Genomic DNA, 23,100 nt, shown 5'->3' with positions numbered 1-23,100 from the left:
CAGCTGCTCGCGCGACCGTCGGTCCCCACCGACCCGCTCCTGCTGGTCGAGGCGGCCACCCTCGCGGCCCGGATGCTGCGCAGCGGCGCGGTCGGACGCTCCGTCGTCCTCAGCGCCGCGGACGGGGTGCGCGAGAGCCGCGAACACCGCCCTCACGCAGGGTGCCTCTGCCGATCTCCTGAAGGAATCTGGAGCGCTGACGCTCCCGGTTCCCCGACCGCTGCGCCCACGACAGCGAGAGCGTTCGCGCGGCCCGCGTGACGCCCACGTAGGCGAGACGCCGCTCCTCGTCGATCTGCTCGAACGTCGTCGCGTACGAGATCGGGAGCAGCCCTTCGCTGAGACCCATGAGGTGGACGTGGGGCCATTCGAGGCCCTTCGCGGCGTGGAGCGTCGCCAGGGTGACGGTGCGCATCGCGGGTTCGTGCTGCGCCTTGGCGCGGGCGGTGAGCTCGTCGGTGAAGCCGCGCAGAGTGGTCCCCTCCGGGGCTTCCTCGGCGAGGCGGAGCACCGCCGCCCGCGCTTCCCAGGCCTCGCGCAGCGCGCCGCCGGCGGGGGGCGCCTCGTCGGTCAGTCCGAGCGATCGCAGGACGTCGCGCACCGTGGCGATGAACGACCCCGACAGCGGCGCGACGGAGGCACCGCGGAGGGCCATGAGCGCCTGGCGCACCTCGGGCAGGTCCCAGAACCGCTTGCCCCCGAGGACCGTCGCCGGGATGCCGCGGCTCGAGAGGGCCGCCAGGAGCGGGGCCGACTGCGCGTTCAGCCGGTAGAGCACGGCGACGTCGTGCGGGTCGACACCTTCCCGGAGCTGCGCGGCGATCCGATCCGCGATGCCGTTCGCCTCAGCCGCGTCGTCCTCGTAGGACGTCACCTCGGGAGAGGGGCCGGCGGGCGCCGGTGTCACGAGCTGCAGGGCGCCGGGTCGCCCGCGCATGAGCTCGTTCGCGACGGCGAGGACCGCGGCATCCGATCGGTAGTTGCGTTCGAGGCGCACCACGGTGACGTCGTCGTCGCGCTCGGCGAACTCGAGCAGGTAGCGGGGGTCGGCGCCGGCGAACGAGTAGATGGTCTGGCTCGCGTCGCCGACGACGCACAGATCCTTGCGATCGCCCAACCACAGCTGCAGCAGGCGGTGCTGCACGGGCGAGACGTCCTGGTACTCGTCGACGGTGAAGTGGCGGTACTGCTCGTGGACGGCAGCGGCGACGCGCGGCTCGGATTCGATCATCCCGGCGCAGGCGAGCAGGACGTCCTCGAAATCGAGCTGGCGACGCTCGTCCTTCAGCTTCTCGTAGGCGCGCTGGAGGCCCACGAGGGGGTCGATCGACAGACCGGGGATGCCGCCGGGCCGAACGTCGGCGTAGTCCTCGATCGAGCGCATCGTGACCTTCCGCCACTCGATCTGGGAGGCGACATCGCGCAGCGTCGAGGCATCCAGTCGTAGACCGATCCCGTCCGCCGCGTGCGAGAGGAGCTTCACCTTGCTGTCGACGATCGCCGGCGCGGTGTCGCGTGCGACCTGAGGCCAGAAGAAGTTCAGCTGGGCGAGGGCCGCGGCGTGGAAGGTGCGGGCCGCGACGCCCTCGACGCCGAGTCCTCGTAGCCGGCCCCGCAGTTCGCCGGCCGCCTTCGTCGTGAAGGTGACCGCCATGACGCGCTGCGGCGAATAGGCGCCGGTGTCGACGCCGTGCGCGATCCGGTGGGTGATGACGCGCGTCTTCCCCGTGCCGGCGCCGGCGAGGACGCACACCTGACCGCGGAGGGTGCTCGCCGCCTCGCGCTGGCGGTCGTCGAGGTCGGCGAGCGGGTCCGCGCTCACTCCCCGACCCATCGGACGATGAGGCTCCGGGCGATGGAGGCCGGCCCGGGAAGACGGATGTCGCCGCCGCCCGCCAGAGCCTCGCGGATCTCCGCCCGGGTGAACCACCGCACGTCGAGGATCTCCTCGCCGTCGGGGCGGGCTTCATCGTCGGCGACGGCGAAGGCGGTGAAGCCGAGCATGAGCGAGCGCGGGTACGGCCACGCCTGCGATCCGCGGTAGACGATGCGGTCGAGGCGGACGCCCGCCTCCTCGGCGACCTCGCGCTCGACGGTGGTCTCGAGCGACTCGCCGGCCTCGACGAACCCCGCGAACGTGGAATAGGTCGGGATGTCGCCCCACGCGGCGTTCCGCCCGAGCAGCAGACGCTCCCCGTCCGAGCTCGCGACGGCGACGATCACGGCGGGGTCGGTCCGGGGGAAGTGCTGGCGACCGCAGACGACGCACCGGCGGGACCAGCCCGCCTGCCGGATCTCGGTCGCCCCGCCGCAGGCCGGGCAGAACGGGGCGTCGAGCAGCCAGCGACCGAGGCTCAGCCCCTGCACGAAGCGGCCCGCCTCGTCGGCGTCGAGATCGCCTCCGACGACGCGCAGACTCCCCCACCCCGCGGCATCCACCGTCGGCTCGTCGGCTTTCGGCGACACGGCCGCCACGGCGACCGCGCGGTGCTGGGAATCGCGGCCGAGGAACGCCCAGACGGCGTCACCGGGAACGGCCTCGGGGGTGAGCCAGCGCAGCGCCGAGTTCTCGTCGAGCGGCGCGCGGTCGCCGTGAAGCAGCAGCACGCGCGTGTCGCGATCCGCTCGGATGCGGGTGAGCAGACCTTCGTCGAGCCGCTCTTCGGCTGCACGGTCGATGACCGCTCGCGCCAGGGGCGGCGGGACGTCCTTCGTCGTCATCGAGGACCTCTCTTGCGGGCGTGGCGTGGGGGGCGCGGGGCCGTGCCCCGCCTACCCTGGGGGGCATGGCACGCTCTCCTCTCACTCTAGCCGCGGCCGCCACGGCGGCTCTCTCGCAGGCGTCGGGTGTGCGCACGAGCATCACGGGTGCGGCTGCACTCAGCGAAGACGTCGGCCACCGGTACGACAGCGCGCTCCTCCACCTCGACGACGGCACCCGGCTCGTCGTCCGCGTTCCCGAGAGCGACGAGGCCGAGGCGGACGCCGTCCGCGAGACGACGGCGCTCGGCGCCCTCACGCCCGGAGTCCGGGCCATGCTGCCCTTCCGAGCCCCCGAGACCCTCGGGACCTCCCGCGTCGGCGGCCGCACGGCGCGCGTGCAGACCTACCTCGCCGGTTATCGGGTGGACGCCGCCCACGTCCCGCCGGGGCGCGGCGTCGCAACCGCCATCGCGGCCGCCATCGCCGGCATCCACGAGCTCCCCACCTCCATCGTCCACGGCACGGGCCTGCCCGCCCGCACGGCCGCGCAGGTGCGGACGGACACCGAGCGTCTCCTGGACCGCGCCGAGTCGACCGGACGACTGCCCTTCGGCCTCCTGCGACGGTGGAGCCGGGCTGTCGCGCTGGATGCGCTGTGGAACCTCGAACCCACAGTCATCCTCGGCGGCGTCGATCCGGCATCCTTCACCCTGACCGACGTCGAGGGGGTTCCCACCGTCGCCGGGCTGCTCCACTGGGGCGGGCTGAGCGTCGGCGACCCCGCGGAGGATCTGCGCTGGGTCGCCAGCGCACCCGACGCCGCCGCGGACGTCGTCGTGGCCTACGCCGCGGCGAGCGGGCGCGCCCCCGACGCGATGCTCGCCGAGCGCGCCCGGCTGCACGCCGAGCTCGAGTTCGCCAAGTGGCTCGCGCACGGTCACGACACGGCGTCGGAGTCGGTCATGACGGATGCCGTGGCCCTCCTCGAGTCCCTCGACGAGAGCGTCCGCGACGAGGCGCCGATCGGATCGGGGACCGTCAGCATCGACGACGCCCTGGCCGCACTGGGGCGCGTGCCGGCCAGCACCACGGGGGCCATCGACACCTCCATGCAGACCGATGCCTACGACCCCGGCATGCTCGACGGGTACGAGGACGACGATGCGGCGCCGGCGGCATCCGTCGTCGACCAGGAGACCGAGGCTCTCGAGTTCGGCGACTGGGCGGGTTCACAGGCGGAGACCCCCGCCGAGGAGAGCGACCCCGACGACGCCGCGAAGAACGCGCTCCGCCGCTGGACGGGAACCGCCTGACCCGCCGCCGCCTCGTCAGCCGCGGAGGATGAGACCGTCGGCGACGTAGAACAGCACGACGTCGATCCGGTCCATCGGAACCCCGTGCTTGGCGTGGTAGGCCCTGCGGTACAGCTCGAGCTGGAGCATCCGCTCGGTGCGCTCGGCCGGGGTGCGCGGCGGGCGGCCTGTCTTCCAGTCCACGATCTCGATCCGGTCGCCCCGGCGGAACACCGCATCCAGCTTGCAGATGACGATGTGGGGACGCCCGTCGCCCAGCGCGTCGGGATCGACGAAATCGATCTCCGTCTCGACCTCGATCGGCTGAAGGGGACCCCACTCGGACGCCAGGAACGCGTCGCGCAGCCGGTCGAGCGCATCCGCGTCGGCCGGTGACATCGAGACCGATTCGTCGTCGTCCCAGAGGACGTCGTCGACCGAGCGCGACCGACCGACGAGACCGGACCGCTGCTCGACCCACGCGTGGAACAGCGTCCCGAGCCGCGTCTGCCGGTAGGGCCGTTCGGGCAGGGGGCGGGCGACCGCCGTCGCCGCCGCGTCGTAGTCGGCGACGAAGTCCTTGAACCGGGATGCGGGGATGCGGGTGGGCGCGACCCTCTCGCGGCCGGCCGCGCGCGCCGCACGCTCGGCGAGGAGCAGGTCGAGGTCGCGTGTCGGGGTCGCCGCCGGGGCGTTCATCGCCGCCTCGACCCGGGCCGCGGCCTCCCGCACCCGGGGTGCGCGCGATCCGAGGGGGTCGATCGGCCAGTCGAGCGTCGCCCGAGCGCCCTCGTACGGGTTCTCGGCGACGTCCGCGTCGGGAAGCGCGATCCCGAGTTCCTCCGCGATCTCGCGGACGAACCGGCTGACCTCACGGGGCTTCTTGGTGCCGGCCCACGGCGAGGCGGAGATCAGCAGGTGCTCGCGGGCGCGCGTGACCGCGACGTAGGCGAGACGACGCTCCTCAGCGAGGTGGCGCTCCCGGATGCCGTCGGTGAACGACCCGAGCGCCGTCTTGAGGTCCTGCTGGGAGGGGGCGTCGGGTGCGCGCCACCGCAGATCGGGCAGCCACTCCCGGTCGCCGCGGAAGGAGTACGGCAGCACACCGAATCCGAGCCATCCCTTCGAATCCTGCAAGCGGGCAGGCAGCTCCTCCTCGACGCCTCGGACGACGGCCACGGCATCCCACTCGAGGCCCTTCGACCCGTGGATCGTGAGCAGCTGGACCACGTCGTCCTCGGGCGGCTCGGTGCGCGGGGCGAACTCGTCGATGCGCTCCGCCCGATCGAGCCAGGCCAGCAGGCTCGGGAGCGAACCCCGCTCGTCCGTCTGCAGGAAGCCGTGGAGCTCGTCGATGAACGCCCGGAGCTGATCGGATGCCGTCCGTGCCGGACCGCGCGATTCGTTCGCGGCGAGCTCGATGTCCAGGCGCAGCTCGTTCTCGATGAGACGCACGAGTTCGGGGATCGGCAGACCCGCGGCTCGCCGGAGCCCGGCGAACACCGCTCCGGCATCGCGGAGGCGCTCCCGCGCCGCGGGGGTGAATCCGGCGAGCCAGCCGTGATCGGGCTTCTGACGGGCCACGAAGTCGAGAGCGGCGACGAGTGAGCCGCCTTCGTCCCCCGCCGACGAGCGGATCGTCTCGGCGAGCTCCGGAGGCAGGGGCTGCAGGGCGGTGTCGTGACGGACGAGACGCGCGGCGACCTGGGCCAGCTCCCGGAGGTCGGCGAGACCGATCGCCCAGCGGGGCCCCGAGAGCAGGCGGATGAGGGCGGACCCGGCCCGCGGGTCGCTGATCACGCGGAGGGCCGAGACGACGTCGACCACCTCAGGCGTCGAGAGGAGTCCTCCCAGTCCGAGGATCCGATGCGGGATGCCGCGTCGCCCCAGCGCATCCGCGAATCGGAGCATGTGCTTCTTGCTGCGGACGAGGACGGCCGCCGTCGTCGACCGCCCGCCTCGGTGCCGCTCGTCCCGTACCGCTCGGAACCATTCGGCGACGGCATCCGCTTCGGCGTCGACGTCCGTCTCGACCACGATGTCGACGCGACCCGTCGGCGCGCCCTCGCGAGGTCTCAGCGTCCCCACCTCGACGGGTGCCTCCAGCGGCGCGAGCACGGCGCCCGCCGCGCGGAGGACGTCGACGCCGTTTCGCCAGCTCGTCAGGAGCGAGTAGGTGCGGGCCTCGGCATCCGGGTCGAACGAGCGCGCGAAGTCGCCGAGGTTGCCTGCGCTCGCGCCGCGCCAGCCGTAGATGGACTGGTGCGGGTCGCCGACGGCCATCACCGCCGTGTCGCGGAAGAGGGTGGCCAGCAGGTCGGTCTGCACGACGGACGTGTCCTGGTACTCGTCGAGGAGCACGACCCGGTAGCGCTGGCGGAGCTCCTCGGCGACCGACGGGTGGGCGCGGACGACCTGGAGGGCGCCGGCCACCTGGTCGGAGAAGTCGATGAGGCCACGCCGCCGCTTCTCGGCTTCGTAGGTGCGGGCGAGCGAGGTGAGGACGGCGAGCCCGGACACCTTCTCGGCCGCCGTCCGCACGTCGGCGTACACGGTGGTGGCGGCTCGCTGACTGGGCCGCTCGAGGACGCCCTGGAACTCCTCCGCGAAGGCGTCGAGGTCATCGAGGTCGGCGAGGTTGTCGACGCTGTCGCGTGCGATCCGCAGCGCCGCATCGATGATCGTCGACGGCCGCTCGATGCGATCGGGCAGGCGCGTGTCGTCGGAGGAGAGCACCACCTGACGCATGAGCAGCCACGCGGCGGACTCGCTGAGCACGACCGCCTCGGCGTCGCGCCCGATGCGGACCGCGTTCTCGCGCACGATGGCGTCGGCGAAGCTGTTGTAGGTCGACACGGCAGGGCGCTCCAGCAGCGCATCGCCCGCTTCGGGAGTGGTCGGCTCGGGAGCCAGCGCGTCGAGCGCCGCGCGGCGCGCCGATTCGGGCGCGCCGGCTCGCTCCAGCTCGCCGAACACGGCCAGGCGACCCTCGTCGTTGAGCCGCTCGAGGTGCGGAAGCAGACCGCGCCGCTCGAACTCGGCCAGGCGGCGCAGGCGCGAGCCGATCCGCTCCGCGAGCTCGCCCGCGGCCTTGCGCGTGAAGGTCAGGCCGAGCACCTCGTCCCGGCGGACCAGGCCGTTCGCGACCAACCACACGACGCGCCCCGCCATCGTCTCGGTCTTGCCGCTGCCGGCACCGGCGACGACGAGAGCCGGGGCGAGGGGGGCGGAGATGACGGCCGACTGCTCGGGCGTCGGCGGGAACTGTCCGAGGGCCGCCGCGACGGTCTCGGGACGCAGGAGTGCGGTGCTCACGCGGAACTCACCGGACCGATCGTGTGGATGCGGCAGAGCCCGCGGGTGTGGTCGTCGCGGCAGTGCTCCTCGAACGGGGCGACGAACGAGGTCCCCCGCATCACGCGGACGGCCTCGTCGACGCGGCCGAGGAACGCGGCGCGCGTCTCGTCGTCGAAAGGTTCCTGGCGCGGTTCGGCGTACGGCGCGTTCCGGGTGCCTTTCAGGACGAGCAGCTTCGCTCCGCCCGGCGCGGCGCCTGCCACCTCGGGGATCGCCCCCCGCTCGAACGCGAGCTGGTAGGCGGCGAGCTGCGGATTGTCGACCGCGGCGCGGTCGCTCGTCGCCTCGCTCCGGCCGGTCTTGAGGTCCACGATGACGATGCGTCCGTCCCTCGTCCGTTCGACCCGGTCGATGTAGCCCGAGAGGATCGCGGGATGCGCGGCATCCGCCACCGGCAGCGGTACCTCGAAGTGAGGCTCGGCGCCGACGAGGGTCGTGCCGGCTCGCTCGGTGTCGCGGAGGTAGGCGGCGAGGCGCGTCACGAGGTCGCGGGCACGGCGGCGTTCGGCCTCGTCGATCCAGGCCGCCTCGAACTCGAGCTGCGACCAGCCTTCCTCGACGAACGCCCACAGCGCCTCGGGGTCCGCCGCATCGGCATGCTCGAGCGCGGCATGCAGGAGGGTCCCGAGACCCGCCACGGCGCCGCCCGGATCGCCGCCGAGATCACCGATCACCCAGTCGAGCTGACACTGCTCCAGTGCGTGGATGCGGGAGGGCGAGATGCGCAGGGGTTCGGCGTCGAGGTCGCGGATCGGGGCTGTCGAGGTCGGCTCGGCGAGGCCGTACCACTGGGCCGGGTCGGCACCCGGCACACCCGCCGCCGCGAGCAGCGCGAGCTGCCCGGCGGCATCCGTCCGATCGGATTCGGTGGTGCGCGGGTCGGTCAGACGGCGTCGGTGGCTCGCGACCAGCCCTCGGAGGGTCAGGGGGTGCTCCGCAGCACGCGGAGCCGGCGCCGCGGGAGGCAGGAGCTCGAACAGCACACTCGGGCCGGAATCGTCGTCGTCGACTGCGGTCACGACGAGACGCGACCGTGCTCGCGAGACGGCGCGCGCGAACAGCCGCAGCTCGTCGTGCAGCACGGCCCGTCGCCGGTCGGCGGTGTCGACGTCGGCGTCCTGCTCGGCGAGCCGCGCCGTCTCGAGCAGGCTCCCCCGCAGGCGCAGGTTCGGCCAGACGCCGTCCTGGACACCGGCGACGACGACGGTGTCGAACTCGAGCCCGAGCGCCGCTGCCGGCGTGGAGATCTGGACGCCGCTGGCCACCGTCCCGGTCCGCAGGCGGTCCTCGGCGACCTCGGACGACAGCAGCGCGCGGAGGTGATCGATCGGCGCCGTGCCGTCCTCCCGCTCGCCGTGACGCTTCGCGGCTTCGAAGAGGGCGACGACCGCGTCGAGGTCACGCCGCGCCTGATCGGCGAGCGGACCCTGGCCGTCGGCGAGTGTGCGCAGCTGGCGCTCGAGTCCCCGCTGCTCCCACACCGTCCACAGCAGCTCGTGCGCGGTCGCACCCGACTGGAGCTGCTCGCCCACCTCGGCGAGCGTCCGCGAGAGTCGAGCCGCGCGTCGCGCCTCGGGCGTGTCGATGACGTCGAACTCGATCAGATGCCGCACGCCCGCCGCCAGCAATTCGCGAGCCGACCTCTCCCCACCCGACCGCAGCTCGGCGTGGCGGAGGGCGGCGCGCAGCCTCCGCAGCTCGACGGGATCGAGTCCCCCGCCGACGAGCACGTCGAGCACGTCGTCGTCGGTGCGGAGCTCGGTGGCGACGGCGGCCAGGTCGACCGCGCGCAGGAGGTCGCGCACGATCGGCGTCTCGGCGAGGGCTCGCGCGGGGCCGACGGCGGCGGTCGGGACGTCGCGTGCAGACAGCTCCGCCTCGAGCGCCGTCACCTGCCGCGAATCGTGGGCGATGACCGCGCACTGCTCCCACGGGACGCCGTCGTGCACGTGCCGCTCGCGCAGGAGCCGGGCGATCAGATCGAACTCCTCCGCCCCCGAGCGCAGCGCGAAGGCGCGCACGCTGTCGTCGGCCTCGAGGCCGACGGGCGGATGCCGGTGCGCCACCAATCCCGCCGCGCCGATGCGGGACGTGACCTGGGCGGTGAGGTCGCGCTGGGCGGCGGTCCCCCGGTGCACGCTGCCCAGGACGTACGTGCTCGTGGCGAGACGGGCGAAGTTCTCGGGGCGGGCGCCGCGGAAGGATCCCGATCCGACGTCCGGGTCGCCGAACGCCAGCACCGCGACGCCCCGCATCCGGCACGCCTCCAGCAGTTCGACGCCGCCCAGGGTGACCTCCTGCGCATCGTCGACGAGGATCGCGCGCAGTCCCGCGACCGCGCCGAGAGCGGGCGAGCCCGCGGGAGCGTCGCGGAGGAGCCCGACCGCTTCGCGCACCAGACCCGCCGCGTCACGGTGCGCGCCGCGCATGCGGGCGCGGACGGCGCGGTACTCGTGCGCGAAGGATGCGAGCGATGCCCAGACGGGGCGGTCGGTCGCCGCGGCGCGCGCCGCGAGCTGCTCGGGTTCGATGCCGAGGGTGGTCATCTCGGCGAGGAAGGCGCGGATCTCCGCGCGCAGACCCGCGCCGGAGCGGATGTCGGCGGGCAGCCATTCCGGCCATCGCGAGGGCTCGCTCCGCTCGTCCTCCGCGTCGCCGGCGAGGAGGTCGCCGATGATTCGGTCCTCGTCGGGGCCGGTGAGCAGCTGCGGCGGCTCGTCTCCGCGGTGGACGGCGTGCGCGCGGACGACCTGATAGGCGAAGGCGGCGACGGAGCGGGCCAGCGGGCCGCTCGTCGCCACGCCCACGCCGACGGCGAGCCGGTCGCGGAGCGCTGTGGCCGCCGTGCGCGTGGGGGTGAGCACGAGGATCTGCTCCGGCGGCATCCCGCCGTCGACGAGCGCGACGACGCGACGGACCAGGGTCGATGTCTTGCCGGTGCCGGGAGCTCCGATCACGACACCGGACGCGTCGGAGGGGAGGGAGGTCACCGCATCCTGCGCCATGTCGGAACGGAGGGGCGCGGCGGGCATGCGCTCCACGCTAATCGGCGTCGCCGACACCGGTGCACCACCCCTCCCGCGCGCCGGGCGCAGCCGCGTTCGCCGACAGCGAGCGCGGGCCCGCGGCCACGGCGGGAGCGGGTGTCGTAGGCTCGAGAAGCGCCCGGAGACCCGGGCCGGGAAAGGCAGGCATCACCGTGGAGATCCGCATCGGCATCGCGAACTCGCGCGAGCTCGGCTTCGACTCGAACGAGACGGCCGACGCCGTGAAGCAGACGATCATCACCGCCCTCGACAGCGGTGCGAGCTACGTGACCCTCGCCGACGCGAAGGGCGCGACCTACCTCATCCCCACGGCGGGCATCACGTTCGTCGAGGTCGGCACCGACCAGTCCCGGCGCGTCGGCTTCGTCGCCTGACATGCTCGTCGTCCTGGCACTGGTCTTCGGGGCGATCGCCGGGGCGGCCGCGCACTACGCGCTGCCGCTGCGCTCCCTGCGCGGCGTGGCCCTCGGCCCCCTGCTGGGGAGCCTGTTGGGTGCCGGCACCTGGACGGCCATGACGTGGGCCGGGGTCGGTCCGGATCAGGGATGGATCTGGCTCGTGAGCATCGCCGTCCCCGTCGTGGTGACGCCCACCGCTCTGCTCGTGCTGTCGCGGCTGCGCGCCGCACACGACGCGCGGACGCGCACCGAACTCGGCATCGCCTAGCCCGCGCCTTCTCGGGCGCCCGCGCCCTCTCAGGCGTCGAGGCCGATGCCGGTCATCCGTCGCGAGTGCGCGCCGAGCAGTTGCGTGAACACGGGCTCGACCTGCTTCTCGTCGTCCCGATCGAGCGCACCCGGGCGCTCTGCGGCGCCCGAGCGGAGTGCGCCCCGGGCGACCAGGAGCGTGTCGCCCACGAGTCGGCGCCCCCACAGGCTGAGAAGCGACCGCAGTTCGTCGTCGGCCGCGATGGCGTCGGTGATGATGCCGACGAGCGGTGACCGGTCGGCATCCGCTCGGAGGATGGCGGCGGCGCGGCGGCCCGTGTCGCCGTAGCTCCCCGACAGCGAGAGGTAGAAGTCGTCTAGCAGGCCCGCGGTGACGTGCACCGTCAGCATGGTCTCGAGGGGACGGATGCCGTGTGTCGCCCGACGGAACGCGTCGAGCGGTTCGCGGAACGGCAGCATGAGCTCGAGCGGATCCTCGCCGCGGTCGCGGATGAGCGCCACGAGGGCCTGATGCTTGAACAGCGCCGCGCCGGCGGCACGGGACAGAGACTCCTTGTGCGCGAGCTCCGGACTGCGTTCGATGACCGAGCTCAGCGTCTCGACGTAGCCGAGCTGCAGGTAGGCGGCCTGACCGAGGTACGTCGCGACGTCGGGGGCGAGCTGCTGGAAGTCGACACGACGAACGTCGCTCGCCTCATCGCGGGACCGCAACCGCAGGATGCGCCCGGGGGGTCGCCGTCGCTGCCAGAACCACCTCACCACGGGGCCAGCCTACGGGGCGGGAGGCACCCCTCCGGTAGGGTGGATCCGTCCCGGCGTCGGATCGGGACCCCGCGCCTGGGGCTGAGTGAAGGGCGTGGACCCACATCACGGCGGCATCTCACCGCCAGACAGGCACGGAAAAGCATGACCACGTTCGCAGAGCTCGGCGTCGACCAGGACATCGTCGACACCCTCGCCGCCAAGGGGATCGTCGACACGTTCCCCATCCAGGAGCAGACGATTCCGCTGGGCCTTCCCGGCCAGGACATTATCGGCCAGGCGAAGACCGGTACCGGCAAGACCTTCGGCTTCGGCATCCCCGTCGTCCAGCGCCTCGGCCTGAACCCCGAGCCCGGCGTCAAGGCCCTCATCGTGGTCCCGACGCGCGAGCTCGCCGTCCAGGTCTACGAGGACATGGACATGCTGACCTCGGGCCGCGCCACGAGCGTGGTCGCCATCTACGGCGGCAAGGCGTACGAGGGCCAGATCGACCAGCTCAAGGCCGGCGCGCAGATCGTCGTCGGCACACCGGGCCGACTCATCGACCTCAACAACCAGCGTCTGCTCGACCTGTCGCACGCGACCGAGGTCGTGCTCGACGAAGCAGACAAGATGCTCGACCTCGGCTTCCTCCCCGACATCGAGAAGATCTTCCAGAAGGTCGCGCCCGTCCGTCACACGATGCTCTACTCGGCGACCATGCCCGGACCGATCGTCGCGCTCGCCCGCCGCTTCATGTCGAACCCGATCCACATCCGCGCGAGCGACCCCGACGAGGGCCTCACGCAGGCCAACATCAAGCACCTCGTCTACCGGGCGCACTCGCTCGACAAGGACGAGGTCATCGCACGCATCCTGCAGGCCGAGGGTCGCGGCAAGACCGTCATCTTCACGCGCACCAAGCGCGCCGCCCAGCGCCTCGTCGACGAGCTCAGCGACCGCGGCTTCAGCGCCGGCGCCGTCCACGGCGACATGAGCCAGGAGGCCCGCGAGCGCTCGATGGCCGCCTTCAAGGCGGGCAAGCGCGACGTCCTCATCGCGACCGACGTCGCCGCGCGCGGCATCGACGTGGACGACGTGACCCACGTCATCAACCACACGATCCCCGATGACGAGCAGACGTACCTCCACCGCGCCGGCCGCACCGGCCGTGCCGGCAAGACGGGCATCGCGGTGACCTTCGTCGACTGGGACGACCTGCACAAGTGGGCGCTGATCAACCGAGCGCTCGACTTCGGCCAGCCCGAACCCCTCGAGACCTACTCGTCGAGCCCTCACCTGTTCGAGGAGCTCGACATCCCCGTCGGCACCAAGGGTCGCATCACCGCCGCCCCCAAGGCCGCTCCCGCGCGCTCGTCCGCGGCGCCCGCCCGGGCTGCAGACGCCGCCGCGGACCAGTCAGCGGATGCCGGCACCAGCCGTCGTCGCCGTCGCCGCCGCGGGGACGACGTCAAGGTCGGTTCGACGTTCGAGCAGGAGCCCGGCGCCGCGGCATCCGCCTCGGCGAACTCGACGTCGGATTCGGCGGACCGCGCCGTGGACGGCGCCGGCACGCACGACGGGGCCGGCAAGGAGCACCACGACGGCAAGCCCGCCCCCGCGCGGCGCCGTCGCCGCCGCCGCGGCGGATCCGGCGGCGCAGCACCGATCGCCGGCGCCTGAGCCGGGTCGTCGCGCTACGGCGTGACGACCGCGCTCCCCGTCCCGAGGGCGACGATCCGCGCGATCGCGTCCTCGGACGTGGTGTTCTCCCCCGGCACGTTCGGCTTGCCGCGACCGTGGTAGTCGCTCGACCCGGTCGCGATGAGGTTCCGCTCCGCGACCAGGCGCCGCAACTCCCCGAGCGCGGGCTCGACGTTCTCGCGGTGGCCGAGCTCGAACCCGGCGAGGCCGGCGTCGAGCATCCCGCGGACGACGCGGTTCGGCAGGAGTCCCGCCCGCCCGGCGGGGTGCGCGATCACGGGGACACCCCCCGCGCCGGCCACGGCCGCGACAGCGGTGACCGGATCGGGCGCATACAGGGCCACGTAGTACTCGCTGGCCGGCGAGAGGATGCCGCCGAACGCTTCGCCGCGATCGCGGACGTGCCCCCGGGCGACGAGGGCGTCGGCGATGTGGGGACGCCCCACGGTCGCGCCCTCCGCCGTCTGCGCCTCGATGTCCTCCCACGTGAGGTCGTAGTCGCGTCCGATGCGCTCGGCCATCGTCCGCGCACGGGTGAGCCGCGACCGCCGGATGCGATCGGTGAGGGCTCGCAGGCCCGCGTCCTCGGGGTCGATGAGATAGGCGAGCACGTGGACGCTCCGCCACTCGTGCCGCGCCGACAGCTCCATCCCCGGCAGGAACGACATCCCGAGAGAGACGGCGGCATCGGCTGCCTCCGCCCACCCCGACGTGGTGTCGTGATCGGTGAGGGCGGCCGTCCGGATGCCGTGGCGGTGAGCGGCGGCCATGACGACCGCGGGCGGCTCGGTGCCGTCGGAGTGGTCCGAGTGCAGGTGGAGATCGCCGGGCCCGTGCGGGGCCGATGGAGCGGAGGACCCTGCGGACATGGTCACGAGCGTACCGCGCGCAGAAAGTCCCCAGCCTGCCCGCTTAGTGTCGTGATGTGCTGCGACTGACGGGGATTCTCTTCACGATCGCCGCCGCCGTCGGCGCAGCGATCCTGACGTGGCCTCAGTTCTTCCGTCTCGAGCAGACCTTCCCGATCGCGCAGCTCGTGTCACTGCGACCCGTCGTCGCCGTCGGTTTCGCCGTCCTCGCGCTCATCGGTCTACTGGTGTGCCTCGGGCGCCGCACACGCGGCTTCGGAGCAGGTCTCGCGATGATCGGCATCCTCGCCTGCGCGGCGAACGTCGGGATCCTCGCCTTCCGCGGCCTCGGGACGTCCGGGCTCCCCGAGCCGACCGCCGACAGCGTCCGCGTCATGACGTGGAACACCGCCGGCGAGGCCACGGACGTCGACGCGATCGTGACGACGGCCATCGCGATGGACGTCGACATCGTCGCTCTCCCCGAGACCACCGACGAGACCGGCAAGGCGATCGCCGTGGCCATGCGCGAGCGCGGCAACCCCATGTGGGTGCACGAGGAGAACTACCAGGGGTGGGATGCCACCTACACGACGCTCCTGATCTCCCCCGACCTCGGCGACTACGCCGTGGTCGAGTCGGACTCCTCCGGGACGAAGAACACGTCCGTCGTGCCGAGCGTGGTCGCGATGCCCGTCAACGGGGAGGGCCCCACCGTCGTCGCCGTCCACGCCGTCGCGCCGCGGCAGAACGACATGGCGCACTGGCGCAGCGACCTCCGCTGGATCGCGGACCAGTGCGCGAGCGCGAACGTCATCCTGGCAGGCGACTTCAACGCGACGATCGACCACATGAGCCGGCTCGGCACCCACGGCGGCACCCTCGGACGCTGCCAGGACGCCGCTTCGACGACGGGCAACGGCGCGGTCGGGACCTGGGACACGGCCTGGCCGGCTCTGCTGGGTGCGCCCATCGACCACGTGATGACGACGGATGCCTGGCGCGCCACCGGCTCGGTCGTGGTGACCTCCCTCGACGGGTCCGGCGGAGACCACCGCCCCGTCATCGTGCAACTGGAGCCGGTGGGCTGACGAGGTCGACGGTCGGTGCGAGACTGGGAAGATGACCACCGACGAGCGCGACACCATCGCCCAGGAGACCACCGAGACCCCGGCGGCAGCGACCACGAACCGCAAGCAGCCCTTCCCCGCGGGCTTCCTCGAGTCGATCTCGACCGGATGGGCCGAGCGGCCCGCCTCCCTGCCGCCGCAGCGAGCCGAAGCCCCCTACGCCGCCGCACGTCGAGCCGCCGTCTCGGCCGCGTTCCCGGGGTCGCGCCTGGTCATCCCCGCCGGCTCCTTCAAGCAGCGCTCGAACGACACCGACTACCCGTTCCGTGCCCACTCCGCCTTCTCGCACCTGACCGGCTGGGGCGCCGACGCCGTGCCCGACTCCGTCCTGGTCTTCGAACCCGTCGAGGGCGGTCACGACGTGACCCTCTACCTGCGCGAGCGCGCCGATCGCACGACGACCGAGTTCTACGCCGACGCATCCATCGGCGAGTTCTGGATCGGCCCGCGCCCCTCCCTCGAAGCGGTCGCCGCCGACCTCGGACTCGCGACGGCCCACGTCGATGCGTTCACGAGCACCGACGACGACCTCGCCCTCGAGGCCGATGACGAGCTCACGCGCTTCGTTTCCGAGCTGCGCCTGGTGAAGGACCCGTACGAGATCGCCCAGCTCCGCCTCGCCGTCGAGGCCACCGGTCGCGGCTTCGACGACATCGTCGCCGAACTCCCCCGCATCATCGACACCCCTCGCGGCGAGCGTGCCATCGAGGGCGTGTTCCACCTGCGCGCCCGCACGGACGGCAACGGCGAGGGGTACGACACGATCGCGGCATCCGGTCCTCATGCCTGCTACCTGCACTGGACGCGCAACGACGGCGCCGTGGTCCCCGGCGATCTGGTCCTCATCGACGCTGGCGTCGAGGTCGACAGCCTCTACACCGCCGACATCACGCGGACCCTCCCCGTGTCGGGCACGTTCTCGCCCGTGCAGCGCCGCATCCACGAGACCGTACGGGAAGCAGCGGACGCGGCGTTCGCGGCAGCCCGCCCGGGCGTGAAGTTCCGCGCGATCCACGAGGCCGCGATGGAGGTCATCGCCGCGCGGACCGCCGAGTGGGGCTTGCTCCCGGTCACCGCAGAGGAGGCGCTCGACGCCGACCGCGGCGGTCAGCACCGCCGCTACATGGTCCACGGGACGAGCCACCACCTCGGGATCGACGTGCACGACTGCGCAGAAGCGCGACGCGAGATGTATTACGACGGCGTGCTCGAGGCGGGCATGGTCTTCACGATCGAGCCGGGCCTGTACTTCCAGATCGACGATCTCACCGTGCCCGAGGAGTACCGCGGGATCGGCGTGCGCATCGAAGACGACATCCTCATGACCGAGAACGGGCCGGTGAACCTCTCCGCCCACATCCCGCGCACCGCCGACGACATCGAGGCCTGGATCGCCCGCGCCCGCGCCTGAATCGATGACCGCGTCCGCCTACACACCGCCGCCCGCTTTCACGACGCGACCCCAGCTGACGGGGACGTTCGGCATGGCCGCGTCGACCCATGCGACGGCGACCGCGGTCGCTCAAGCCGTGCTCGAGCGCGGCGGCAACGCGTTCGACGCCGCCTGCGCGGGTGGGTTCGTACTGCACATCGTCGAACCGCACCTCAACGGTCCCGGCGGCGATCTCGTCGGACTCTTCCAACCGGCGGATGCCGCGGCCCCCACGGTCCTCATGGGCCAGGGCGCGGCGCCCGCCGGCGCGACGATCAGCCATTTCCGAGGTGAGGGACTCGATCTCGTCCCCGGGGCCGGCGGCCTCGCGGCGGCGATCCCGGCCGCCGTCGACGCATGGCTCCTCCTCCTCCGCGACCACGGGACGTGGTCGGTGGCCGACGTCGTGGCGTACGCGATCGACTACGCCGACGACGGGCATCCGCTGCTGCCGGCGGCCGCAGCCACCATCGGCCGGGTCGCCGACCTGTTCCGGGACCACTGGACGTCATCGGCCGAGCTGTGGCTCGTGGACGGCCGCGTCCCGGCGGCAGGCGACCTTCATCGCAACGCCGCGTACGCGGACGTCCTCCGCCGCGTCGCCGCCGCGGCCGGACAGGCGGAGGACCGGACGGTCGGCATCGACGCGGCGCGAGCCGAATGGCGGCGCCTGCTCACCGACGCCTGCGCCTTCCTCTCGCGCCCGCATCGCCACTCCAGCGGCACCGATCATGTCGCCGTCCTGACCCCCGACGACCTCATCGACGCACCGGCGCGCTACGAGACGCCAATGTCGGTGCCGTTCCGCGGTCGGACGGTGTTCAAAGCGGATGCCTGGTCCCAGGGACCCGCCCTGCTCGAGGCGTTGCGCATCCTCGAGCCCCTTCCGGAGGCCGACCTGGACCCCTCGACCCTCACGGGTGCGCACACGGTCATCGAGGTCCTGAAGCTCGTCCTCGCCGACCGCGACGCGTACTTCGGCGAGGGTGCGGACGCCGGCCCCCTCCTCTCGGACGCCGTCATCGCCTCCCGGCGCGCGGAGATCGGCGACCGCGCGTCGTCGCGGTGGCGGCCCGCCACACTCCCCGGAGCGGGACCGTGGGAGCCACCGCTCCGGCAGGAGGGTGCGTCCGCCGCAGGGACGGGCGAGCCGACGGTCGACCGCACCGGCGCCACCCGGGGCGACACATGCCACATCGACGTCGTGGACCGGTGGGGCAACATCGTGTCCGTCACCCCGTCCGGCGGTTGGCTGCAGTCCTCCCCCACGATCCCCTCACTGGGTTTCTGCCTCGGGACGCGACTGCAGATGTGCTGGCTCGACGACGCCTCCCCCGCCGCGCTCCGGCCGGGCGATCGCCCGCGGACGACGTTGTCCCCGACGCTCGTCCACGACGGGACCACCCGCATCGCGATGGGCACACCCGGCGGCGACCAGCAGGACCAGTGGCAGTTGCCGATGCTGCTGCGGATGCTCGTCGGCGCGTACACCGCGCAGCAGGCCATCGAGGCTCCGACGCTGCACACGGCGGCGATGGTCGACTCGTTCTGGCCGCGCACGTGGGACCCGATCGGCCTCGTCGCCGAGGAGCGGTTGGACGACGCCGTCCTGACCGGTCTCGCCGAGCGGGGCCACCGCGTCACGAGGGCGGGCGAATGGTCGCTCGGCCGGCTGTCAGCGGTCGGGATCGACCGGGGCACCGGCATCCTGTGGGGCGCCGCCAACCCCCGGGGTGTGCAGGGCTACGCGGCGGGGCGCTGAAGCCGGGCGCTCAGCCACGGGACGGCCGACCGCGCCGTCGCCGCACCCACCTCGCCTGCGGGGAGCTTCCGCCCCGCGACCTCGAACGAGTGGCCGCCGCCCTCGAACCAGCGGATCTCCGCATCGTGGCACGCGGCGACGGCCGCTTCGAGGTCGACGAGCGGCTGCAGGAACGGATCCTTGGTGCCGGCCAGGAAAAGCTGCGGCGCGGTCACCGCGGGCAGATGGGCCGTGCGCGCGTTCTCGGGTCGGCCGGGCGGGTGCAGCGGATACCCGAGGTACACCAGCGCGTCAGCCACGATCCGTCCCTCGGCCGCCGCCATCGACGCCATGCGACCGCCGTACGACTTCCCCGCCGCGACGAACGGGACGCCCGGTGCCGCCCCGCGGCAGAACGTCTCGACCGCGGCCCACGTCTCGACGGCGTGGGCGGCGGGGCCCGGCATCCGTCGCCCGGCGTGTCGGTAGGGGAAGTCGAAGCGGACCGTCGTGAAGCCGGCGTCCGCCCACACCCGCGCGGCACCCACCAGGAACGGATGCTCGTGACCCGCGCCCGCGCCGTGAGCGAGAGCGATGACGGCTCTCGGATCGTCCGCCTCGTCCATCCAGGCGTCGAGCTCGACCCCGCCCGAGGACAGGGCGACGGCGATCATCGCGGAGCGTCGGGGGCGGCCTGCCCGGTCGGCTGGCCCGGAGTTCCCTGACCGGGAGCGGTCTGGGGCGGCGTCGCGGGAGGCGCCGGCGCAGGATCGACACGCTCGCCGTACTGCGGCGGCGCGGCCGGGTCGACGCGTTCGCCCGCGGCGGGGGACGGCGCCGGATCGACGCGTTCCCCGGACTGCGGAGCGGCAGCGCCGGGCTCGATCCGTTCGCCGTACCGCGGCGGGTCGGTCAGATCCACGGGCGGCGCGGGACGCGGTGCCGACGTCCGCGACCCACCGAGCAGCTCGGTGGCCCGACCGAAGCTCCGCGACAGCACGGTGACGTCGTAGTGGTCGGCGATCACCTGCGTTACCGAGGTGAAGTCGCGTCGCCGACGGAGGATCGAGTAGCTGATGATGCTCAGGAGCATGCCGATCGCGATGCCGACGAGCATGACGCCGACGAAGAGCTGCAGGACGGCTCCCGGGCTCCCGAGCACGAAGATGGCGGCGAACAGCAGGCCGAGCAGGACGCCGTTGATCGCACCGGAGCGGGCGGCCGTCGCGTACCCCAGACGCCCCGTGACGCGCTCGACCGATCGCAGTCCGCGCCCGACGATGGCGATGTCCGGGGCGGGCACGTCCGAGGCGATCAACGTCGACACGGCTTTCTGCGCCGCTTCGTACGACGTGTACTCCGCGACCGTCGCACCGTGCTCTTTCGGGGCCCCGCCCATCATGCTCATGGTGTCAGTCTCCCACGAGCCCCTTTGCGTCGGCGCAGGAACCGTGAGGTATCCGCCGACTACGCTGGTCGGGTGAGTACGCAGCGGGTCTTCGTCGCGCGCCTGACCGGGTGCGCCGTCTTCGACCCGTCGGGCGACCGGCTCGGACGGGTCCGCGACGTGGTTGTCATCTACCGGAAGGACGACCCTCCGCGGGTCGTCGGCCTCGTGGTCGAGATCCCCGGCAGGAGGAACGTCTTCCTCTCCATCGGCCGCGTGACCTCGATCGCCAGCGGTCAGGTCATCACGACGGGCCTCATCAACGTGCGCCGCTTCGAGCAGCGAGGCGGTGAGGTGCGCGTCATGACCGAGCTCATCGGCCGCAGCGTCCACCTCACGGACGGGTCGGGCTCCGCAGTCATCGAGGACGTGGCGATCGAACGCGACCGCCTCGGCGAATGGCACGTCGGTCAGTTGTTCCTCCGGCGCCCCAAGACGAGCGCCTCGCCCTTTGCCAAGGGGCCGACGACCTTCGCGCAGTGGAACGACGTCCGCGACGAGCAGGTGGCCGGCCAGACGCAGTCCGCCGAGCTGCTGGTGGCCTCGTACTCCGAGCTGAAGCCTGCCGACCTCGCCAACACCCTTCTCGATCTCCCCGAGGACCGCCTCCTCGAGGTCGCCGAGGAGCTCCCCGACGATCGACTCGCCGACGCGCTCGAAGAAATGCCCGAGGACGACCAGGTCCACATCCTCGAGGCCCTCGGCGACGAGCGCGCCGCCGACGTCCTCGACGCGATGGAGCCCGATGACGCGGCCGACGTGCTGGGGCAGCTCTCCGACGCCCGCGCCGGCCAGCTTCTCGACCTGATGGAGCCCGAGGAGGCGGAGGACGTCCGGGCCCTCCTCGAGCACGGGCCCGACACGGCCGGCGGTCTCATGACGAGCGAGCCCATCGTGCTGTCCGCCGACGCGACCGTCGCCGAAGCCCTCGCCCTCATCCGTCGTCACGAACTGCACCCCGCGCTGGCCGCGGCGGTGTTCGTCACGCTGCCCCCGTACGAGACCCCGACGGGGCGTCTCCTCGGCGTCGTCCATTTCCAGCGGATGCTGCGCTACCCGCCGCACGAGCGACTCGGCGCCATCATCGACGACAGCGTGGAGCCGGTCACCGTCTCGGCCAGCGCCGCCGAGGTGGCTCGTCTGCTCGCGAGCTACAACCTCGTCTCGCTCCCCGTCGTCGACTCGGCTCGGCACCTCGTCGGCACCGTCACCGTCGACGACGTCATCGACTACCTCCTGCCCGATGACTGGCGTTCGCAGGATGCCCCGCGGCAGACCCCAGGGGTGCGGCGATGATGGCGCGCGCACCGAAGTCCGGGTTCGAAGCACCGCGCGGTCGCCGGGCGAGCGTCCTCAGCCGCACGCCGCAGCCGTCGCGTGATCGGTTCGGACGCTTCACCGAGTGGATCGCCCGGGCGATGGGCACCCCCGTCTTCCTGCTGATCCTGTCCCTCTTCTGCGTCGCGTGGATCACCTGGAACACGATCGGCCCCGAGTCGCTCCGCTTCGACGACGCGGCGCTCGGCTACACCGCCCTCACCCTCGTGCTCTCGCTGCAGGCCTCGTACGCGGCTCCGCTCATCCTCCTCGCGCAGAACCGTCAGGACGACCGCGACCGGGTGCAGATCGAGCAGGACCGTCAGCGGGCCGAGCGGAATCTCGCCGACACCGAGTACCTCGCCCGTGAGGTCGTGGCCTTGCGGATGGCGCTCACCGACATGCAGAGCGAGGTGGTGAGCCGCGACGTCCTCCGCCAGGAGCTGAGGTCGCTGCTGGATCGTCTCGACGAGCGCGACCACGATCGCCCCGGCGACGAGCACTCGACGTCGTGACTACGCACGCGACCGCCGAGCAGGTCCGCGCCGCGGTGTCGGCCGTCATCGACCCCGAACTGCGCCGCCCGCTCGGCGAACTCGACATGGTGCGCGATGTGGCCGTCGACGGCGACATCACCCGTGTGGGCATCGCCCTGACGATCGTCGGCTGCCCCGCGGCGGACCGCATCGAACGCGACGTGCGGGATGCCGCGGCATCCGTCCCGGGCATCGCCGACGTCGCGGTCGACGTCGGCGTCATGACCGCGGCGGAGCGCTCCGCCCTCGTGGAACGGATCCGCGGCACCAAGCGCATGCCCTTCACCGCGGACTCGCTGACCCGGGTGATCGCCGTCACGAGCGGCAAGGGCGGTGTGGGCAAGTCCACCGTCACCGCGAATCTCGCGGCCGCCTTGGCCTCCCGCGGACTCGCCGTGGGGCTCATCGACGCGGACGTCCACGGTTTCTCGATCCCCGGGCTCCTGGGCCTCGTCGACGAGGATGGCCGGCCCCCGCAGCCGACCCGTCTGAACGACCTCATGCTGCCTCCCGTGGCACACGGCGTGAAGACGATCTCGATCGGCATGTTCCTGCCCCCGGATGCGTCCCCCGCTGTCGCCTGGCGCGGTCCCATGCTCCATCGCACGGTGCAGCAGTTCCTCACCGATGTGCACTTCGGCGACCTCGACGTGCTCCTGATCGACATGCCGCCGGGAACGGGGGACGTCGCCATCTCGGTGGGCCAGCTGCTCCCCCACGCGGAGGTCCTCGTCGTGACCACTCCGCAGGCGGCGGCGGCCGATGTCGCTGTGCGCAGCGGTGTCGTCGCCCGTCAGACGGGCCAGTCGGTCATCGGGGTCATCGAGAACATGACGGCGTTCATGCTTCCCGACGGCAGCGTCCTCGACCTGTTCGGTCAGGGCGGCGGCGAGGCCGTCGCGGCCGCCCTCTCAGTCGGCGGCCTCACGGTGCCGCTCCTCGGGTCCGTCCCGCTGAGCGCCGCGCTCCGGCGGGGTGGCGACGTGGGCGTCCCCGTCGTGATCGGCGAGCCCGAGGACACCGCGGCGGGGGCGATCTCCGCGATCGCCGATGCGATCGCCACGATGCGGCGCTCGCTGGCCGGGCGGTCGCTGCCCGTCTCGCGCTCCTGATCCGACGACAGACGGCGGATGCCGC

At 72.6% G+C, this 23,100-nt stretch carries 18 protein-coding genes; 10 read left to right on the top strand and 8 right to left on the bottom strand.

Annotated elements, in window-relative coordinates; all coding sequences use genetic code 11:
- Positions 1-109: 109 nt before the first annotated feature.
- Together Q9S78_RS10175 and nudC are read right to left on the bottom strand one after the other, a co-directional pair.
- Complete coding sequence (locus Q9S78_RS10175) at positions 110-1,822, bottom strand: ATP-dependent helicase (RefSeq protein ID WP_311870150.1); 1,713 nt, start codon at positions 1,820-1,822, stop codon at positions 110-112.
- Positions 1,819-2,721 carry an NAD(+) diphosphatase gene (nudC, locus tag Q9S78_RS10170; protein WP_020097117.1) on the bottom strand — a complete coding sequence of 301 codons (903 nt, stop codon included), beginning with the start codon at positions 2,719-2,721 and terminating at the stop codon, positions 1,819-1,821. The genes Q9S78_RS10175 and nudC overlap by 4 nt, the downstream gene beginning before the upstream one ends.
- A 65-nt stretch (positions 2,722-2,786) precedes the next feature.
- Here nudC and Q9S78_RS10165 point away from each other — a divergent pair, with 65 nt between their 5' ends.
- Complete coding sequence (locus tag Q9S78_RS10165; protein ID WP_311870149.1) at positions 2,787-4,016, top strand: phosphotransferase; 1,230 nt, start codon at positions 2,787-2,789, stop codon at positions 4,014-4,016.
- Between the two features lie 15 nt (positions 4,017-4,031).
- Here Q9S78_RS10165 and Q9S78_RS10160 read toward each other — a convergent pair whose 3' ends face one another.
- Together Q9S78_RS10160 and Q9S78_RS10155 are read right to left on the bottom strand one after the other, a co-directional pair.
- A complete protein-coding gene (locus Q9S78_RS10160) occupies positions 4,032-7,310 on the bottom strand; it encodes an ATP-dependent helicase (protein WP_311870148.1) in 3,279 nt (1,092 codons plus the stop codon).
- Entirely contained in the window at positions 7,307-10,384 is a 3,078-nt protein-coding gene (locus Q9S78_RS10155; protein ID WP_311870147.1) for an ATP-dependent helicase, read from the bottom strand. The genes Q9S78_RS10160 and Q9S78_RS10155 overlap by 4 nt, the downstream gene beginning before the upstream one ends.
- A 167-nt stretch (positions 10,385-10,551) precedes the next feature.
- On the opposite strand from Q9S78_RS10155, the gene Q9S78_RS10150 reads away from it, so the two are divergent.
- Together Q9S78_RS10150 and Q9S78_RS10145 are read left to right on the top strand one after the other, a co-directional pair.
- The gene (locus Q9S78_RS10150; protein WP_018188255.1) at positions 10,552-10,773 is read left to right on the top strand and encodes a DUF3107 domain-containing protein; all 222 of its coding nucleotides are present in this window, start codon (positions 10,552-10,554) and stop codon (positions 10,771-10,773) included.
- A 1-nt stretch (position 10,774) separates the two neighbouring features.
- The gene (locus tag Q9S78_RS10145; RefSeq protein ID WP_020097112.1) at positions 10,775-11,065 is read left to right on the top strand and encodes a hypothetical protein; all 291 of its coding nucleotides are present in this window, start codon (positions 10,775-10,777) and stop codon (positions 11,063-11,065) included.
- Positions 11,066-11,094: 29 nt separating this feature from the next.
- Here the strand turns inward: Q9S78_RS10145 and Q9S78_RS10140 are convergent, their stop codons facing one another.
- Positions 11,095-11,829 (bottom strand): ferritin-like fold-containing protein, encoded by a 735-nt coding sequence (locus tag Q9S78_RS10140; RefSeq protein ID WP_311870146.1) that lies wholly within the window; start codon positions 11,827-11,829, stop codon positions 11,095-11,097.
- Positions 11,830-11,973: 144 nt separating this feature from the next.
- Here Q9S78_RS10140 and Q9S78_RS10135 point away from each other — a divergent pair, with 144 nt between their 5' ends.
- On the top strand, positions 11,974-13,491 hold the full coding sequence (locus Q9S78_RS10135) for a DEAD/DEAH box helicase (protein ID WP_311870145.1): 1,518 nt from the start codon (positions 11,974-11,976) through the stop codon (positions 13,489-13,491).
- Positions 13,492-13,505: 14 nt separating this feature from the next.
- Here Q9S78_RS10135 and Q9S78_RS10130 read toward each other — a convergent pair whose 3' ends face one another.
- Positions 13,506-14,381, bottom strand: a complete 876-nt coding sequence (locus tag Q9S78_RS10130; RefSeq protein ID WP_020097109.1) for a PHP domain-containing protein — start codon at positions 14,379-14,381, stop codon at positions 13,506-13,508.
- Positions 14,382-14,437: 56 nt separating this feature from the next.
- Between Q9S78_RS10130 and Q9S78_RS10125 the strand changes: the two genes are divergently transcribed.
- The 3 genes from Q9S78_RS10125 to Q9S78_RS10115 are packed head-to-tail and all read left to right on the top strand — an operon-like array spanning position 14,438 to position 18,684.
- Positions 14,438-15,451, top strand: coding sequence for an endonuclease/exonuclease/phosphatase family protein (locus Q9S78_RS10125; protein ID WP_020097108.1), 1,014 nt, complete (start codon positions 14,438-14,440; stop codon positions 15,449-15,451).
- Positions 15,452-15,482: 31 nt separating this feature from the next.
- Entirely contained in the window at positions 15,483-16,901 is a 1,419-nt protein-coding gene (locus tag Q9S78_RS10120) for an aminopeptidase P family protein (protein WP_020097107.1), read from the top strand.
- Between the two features lie 4 nt (positions 16,902-16,905).
- The gene (locus Q9S78_RS10115; protein ID WP_311870144.1) at positions 16,906-18,684 is read left to right on the top strand and encodes a gamma-glutamyltransferase family protein; all 1,779 of its coding nucleotides are present in this window, start codon (positions 16,906-16,908) and stop codon (positions 18,682-18,684) included.
- Here Q9S78_RS10115 and Q9S78_RS10110 read toward each other — a convergent pair.
- Entirely contained in the window at positions 18,666-19,337 is a 672-nt protein-coding gene (locus tag Q9S78_RS10110; RefSeq protein ID WP_311870143.1) for an alpha/beta hydrolase family protein, read from the bottom strand. The two genes, Q9S78_RS10115 and Q9S78_RS10110, sit on opposite strands and share 19 nt — an antisense overlap.
- Entirely contained in the window at positions 19,334-20,071 is a 738-nt protein-coding gene (locus Q9S78_RS10105; protein WP_018188264.1) for a YflT domain-containing protein, read from the bottom strand. The genes Q9S78_RS10110 and Q9S78_RS10105 overlap by 4 nt, the downstream gene beginning before the upstream one ends.
- A 72-nt stretch (positions 20,072-20,143) precedes the next feature.
- Between Q9S78_RS10105 and Q9S78_RS10100 the strand changes: the two genes are divergently transcribed.
- Genes Q9S78_RS10100 through Q9S78_RS10090 form a run of 3 tightly spaced genes read left to right on the top strand, consistent with a single transcriptional unit; the run spans position 20,144 to position 23,075 of the window.
- Positions 20,144-21,406, top strand: coding sequence for a magnesium transporter MgtE N-terminal domain-containing protein (locus Q9S78_RS10100; RefSeq protein WP_018188265.1), 1,263 nt, complete (start codon positions 20,144-20,146; stop codon positions 21,404-21,406).
- Positions 21,406-21,942, top strand: coding sequence for a DUF1003 domain-containing protein (locus Q9S78_RS10095; protein WP_018188266.1), 537 nt, complete (start codon positions 21,406-21,408; stop codon positions 21,940-21,942). The genes Q9S78_RS10100 and Q9S78_RS10095 overlap by 1 nt, the downstream gene beginning before the upstream one ends.
- On the top strand, positions 21,939-23,075 hold the full coding sequence (locus Q9S78_RS10090) for an Mrp/NBP35 family ATP-binding protein (protein ID WP_311870142.1): 1,137 nt from the start codon (positions 21,939-21,941) through the stop codon (positions 23,073-23,075). Before Q9S78_RS10095 ends, Q9S78_RS10090 begins: the two co-directional genes overlap by 4 nt.
- Positions 23,076-23,100 lie beyond the last annotated feature (25 nt).

The sequence above is a fragment of the Microbacterium aquilitoris genome (genome assembly GCF_031932285.1).
Lineage (GTDB): Bacteria > Actinomycetota > Actinomycetes > Actinomycetales > Microbacteriaceae > Microbacterium > Microbacterium aquilitoris.
The sequence above is the reverse complement of the archived record's forward strand: the minus strand, read 5'-3'. Positions and strand labels throughout refer to the sequence as shown.

Coding starts and splice junctions, on each gene's coding strand:
- Q9S78_RS10145 (WP_020097112.1), top strand. CDS start 10,775: ATGCTCGTCGTCCTGGCACTGGTCTTCGGGGCGATCGCCGGGGCGGCC.
- Q9S78_RS10165 (WP_311870149.1), top strand. CDS start 2,787: ATGGCACGCTCTCCTCTCACTCTAGCCGCGGCCGCCACGGCGGCTCTC.
- Q9S78_RS10155 (WP_311870147.1), bottom strand. CDS start 10,384: ATGCCCGCCGCGCCCCTCCGTTCCGACATGGCGCAGGATGCGGTGACC.
- Q9S78_RS10115 (WP_311870144.1), top strand. CDS start 16,906: ATGACCGCGTCCGCCTACACACCGCCGCCCGCTTTCACGACGCGACCC.
- Q9S78_RS10135 (WP_311870145.1), top strand. CDS start 11,974: ATGACCACGTTCGCAGAGCTCGGCGTCGACCAGGACATCGTCGACACC.
- nudC (WP_020097117.1), bottom strand. CDS start 2,721: ATGACGACGAAGGACGTCCCGCCGCCCCTGGCGCGAGCGGTCATCGAC.
- Q9S78_RS10105 (WP_018188264.1), bottom strand. CDS start 20,071: ATGAGCATGATGGGCGGGGCCCCGAAAGAGCACGGTGCGACGGTCGCG.
- Q9S78_RS10120 (WP_020097107.1), top strand. CDS start 15,483: ATGACCACCGACGAGCGCGACACCATCGCCCAGGAGACCACCGAGACC.
- Q9S78_RS10130 (WP_020097109.1), bottom strand. CDS start 14,381: ATGTCCGCAGGGTCCTCCGCTCCATCGGCCCCGCACGGGCCCGGCGAT.
- Q9S78_RS10095 (WP_018188266.1), top strand. CDS start 21,406: ATGGCGCGCGCACCGAAGTCCGGGTTCGAAGCACCGCGCGGTCGCCGG.
- Q9S78_RS10110 (WP_311870143.1), bottom strand. CDS start 19,337: ATGATCGCCGTCGCCCTGTCCTCGGGCGGGGTCGAGCTCGACGCCTGG.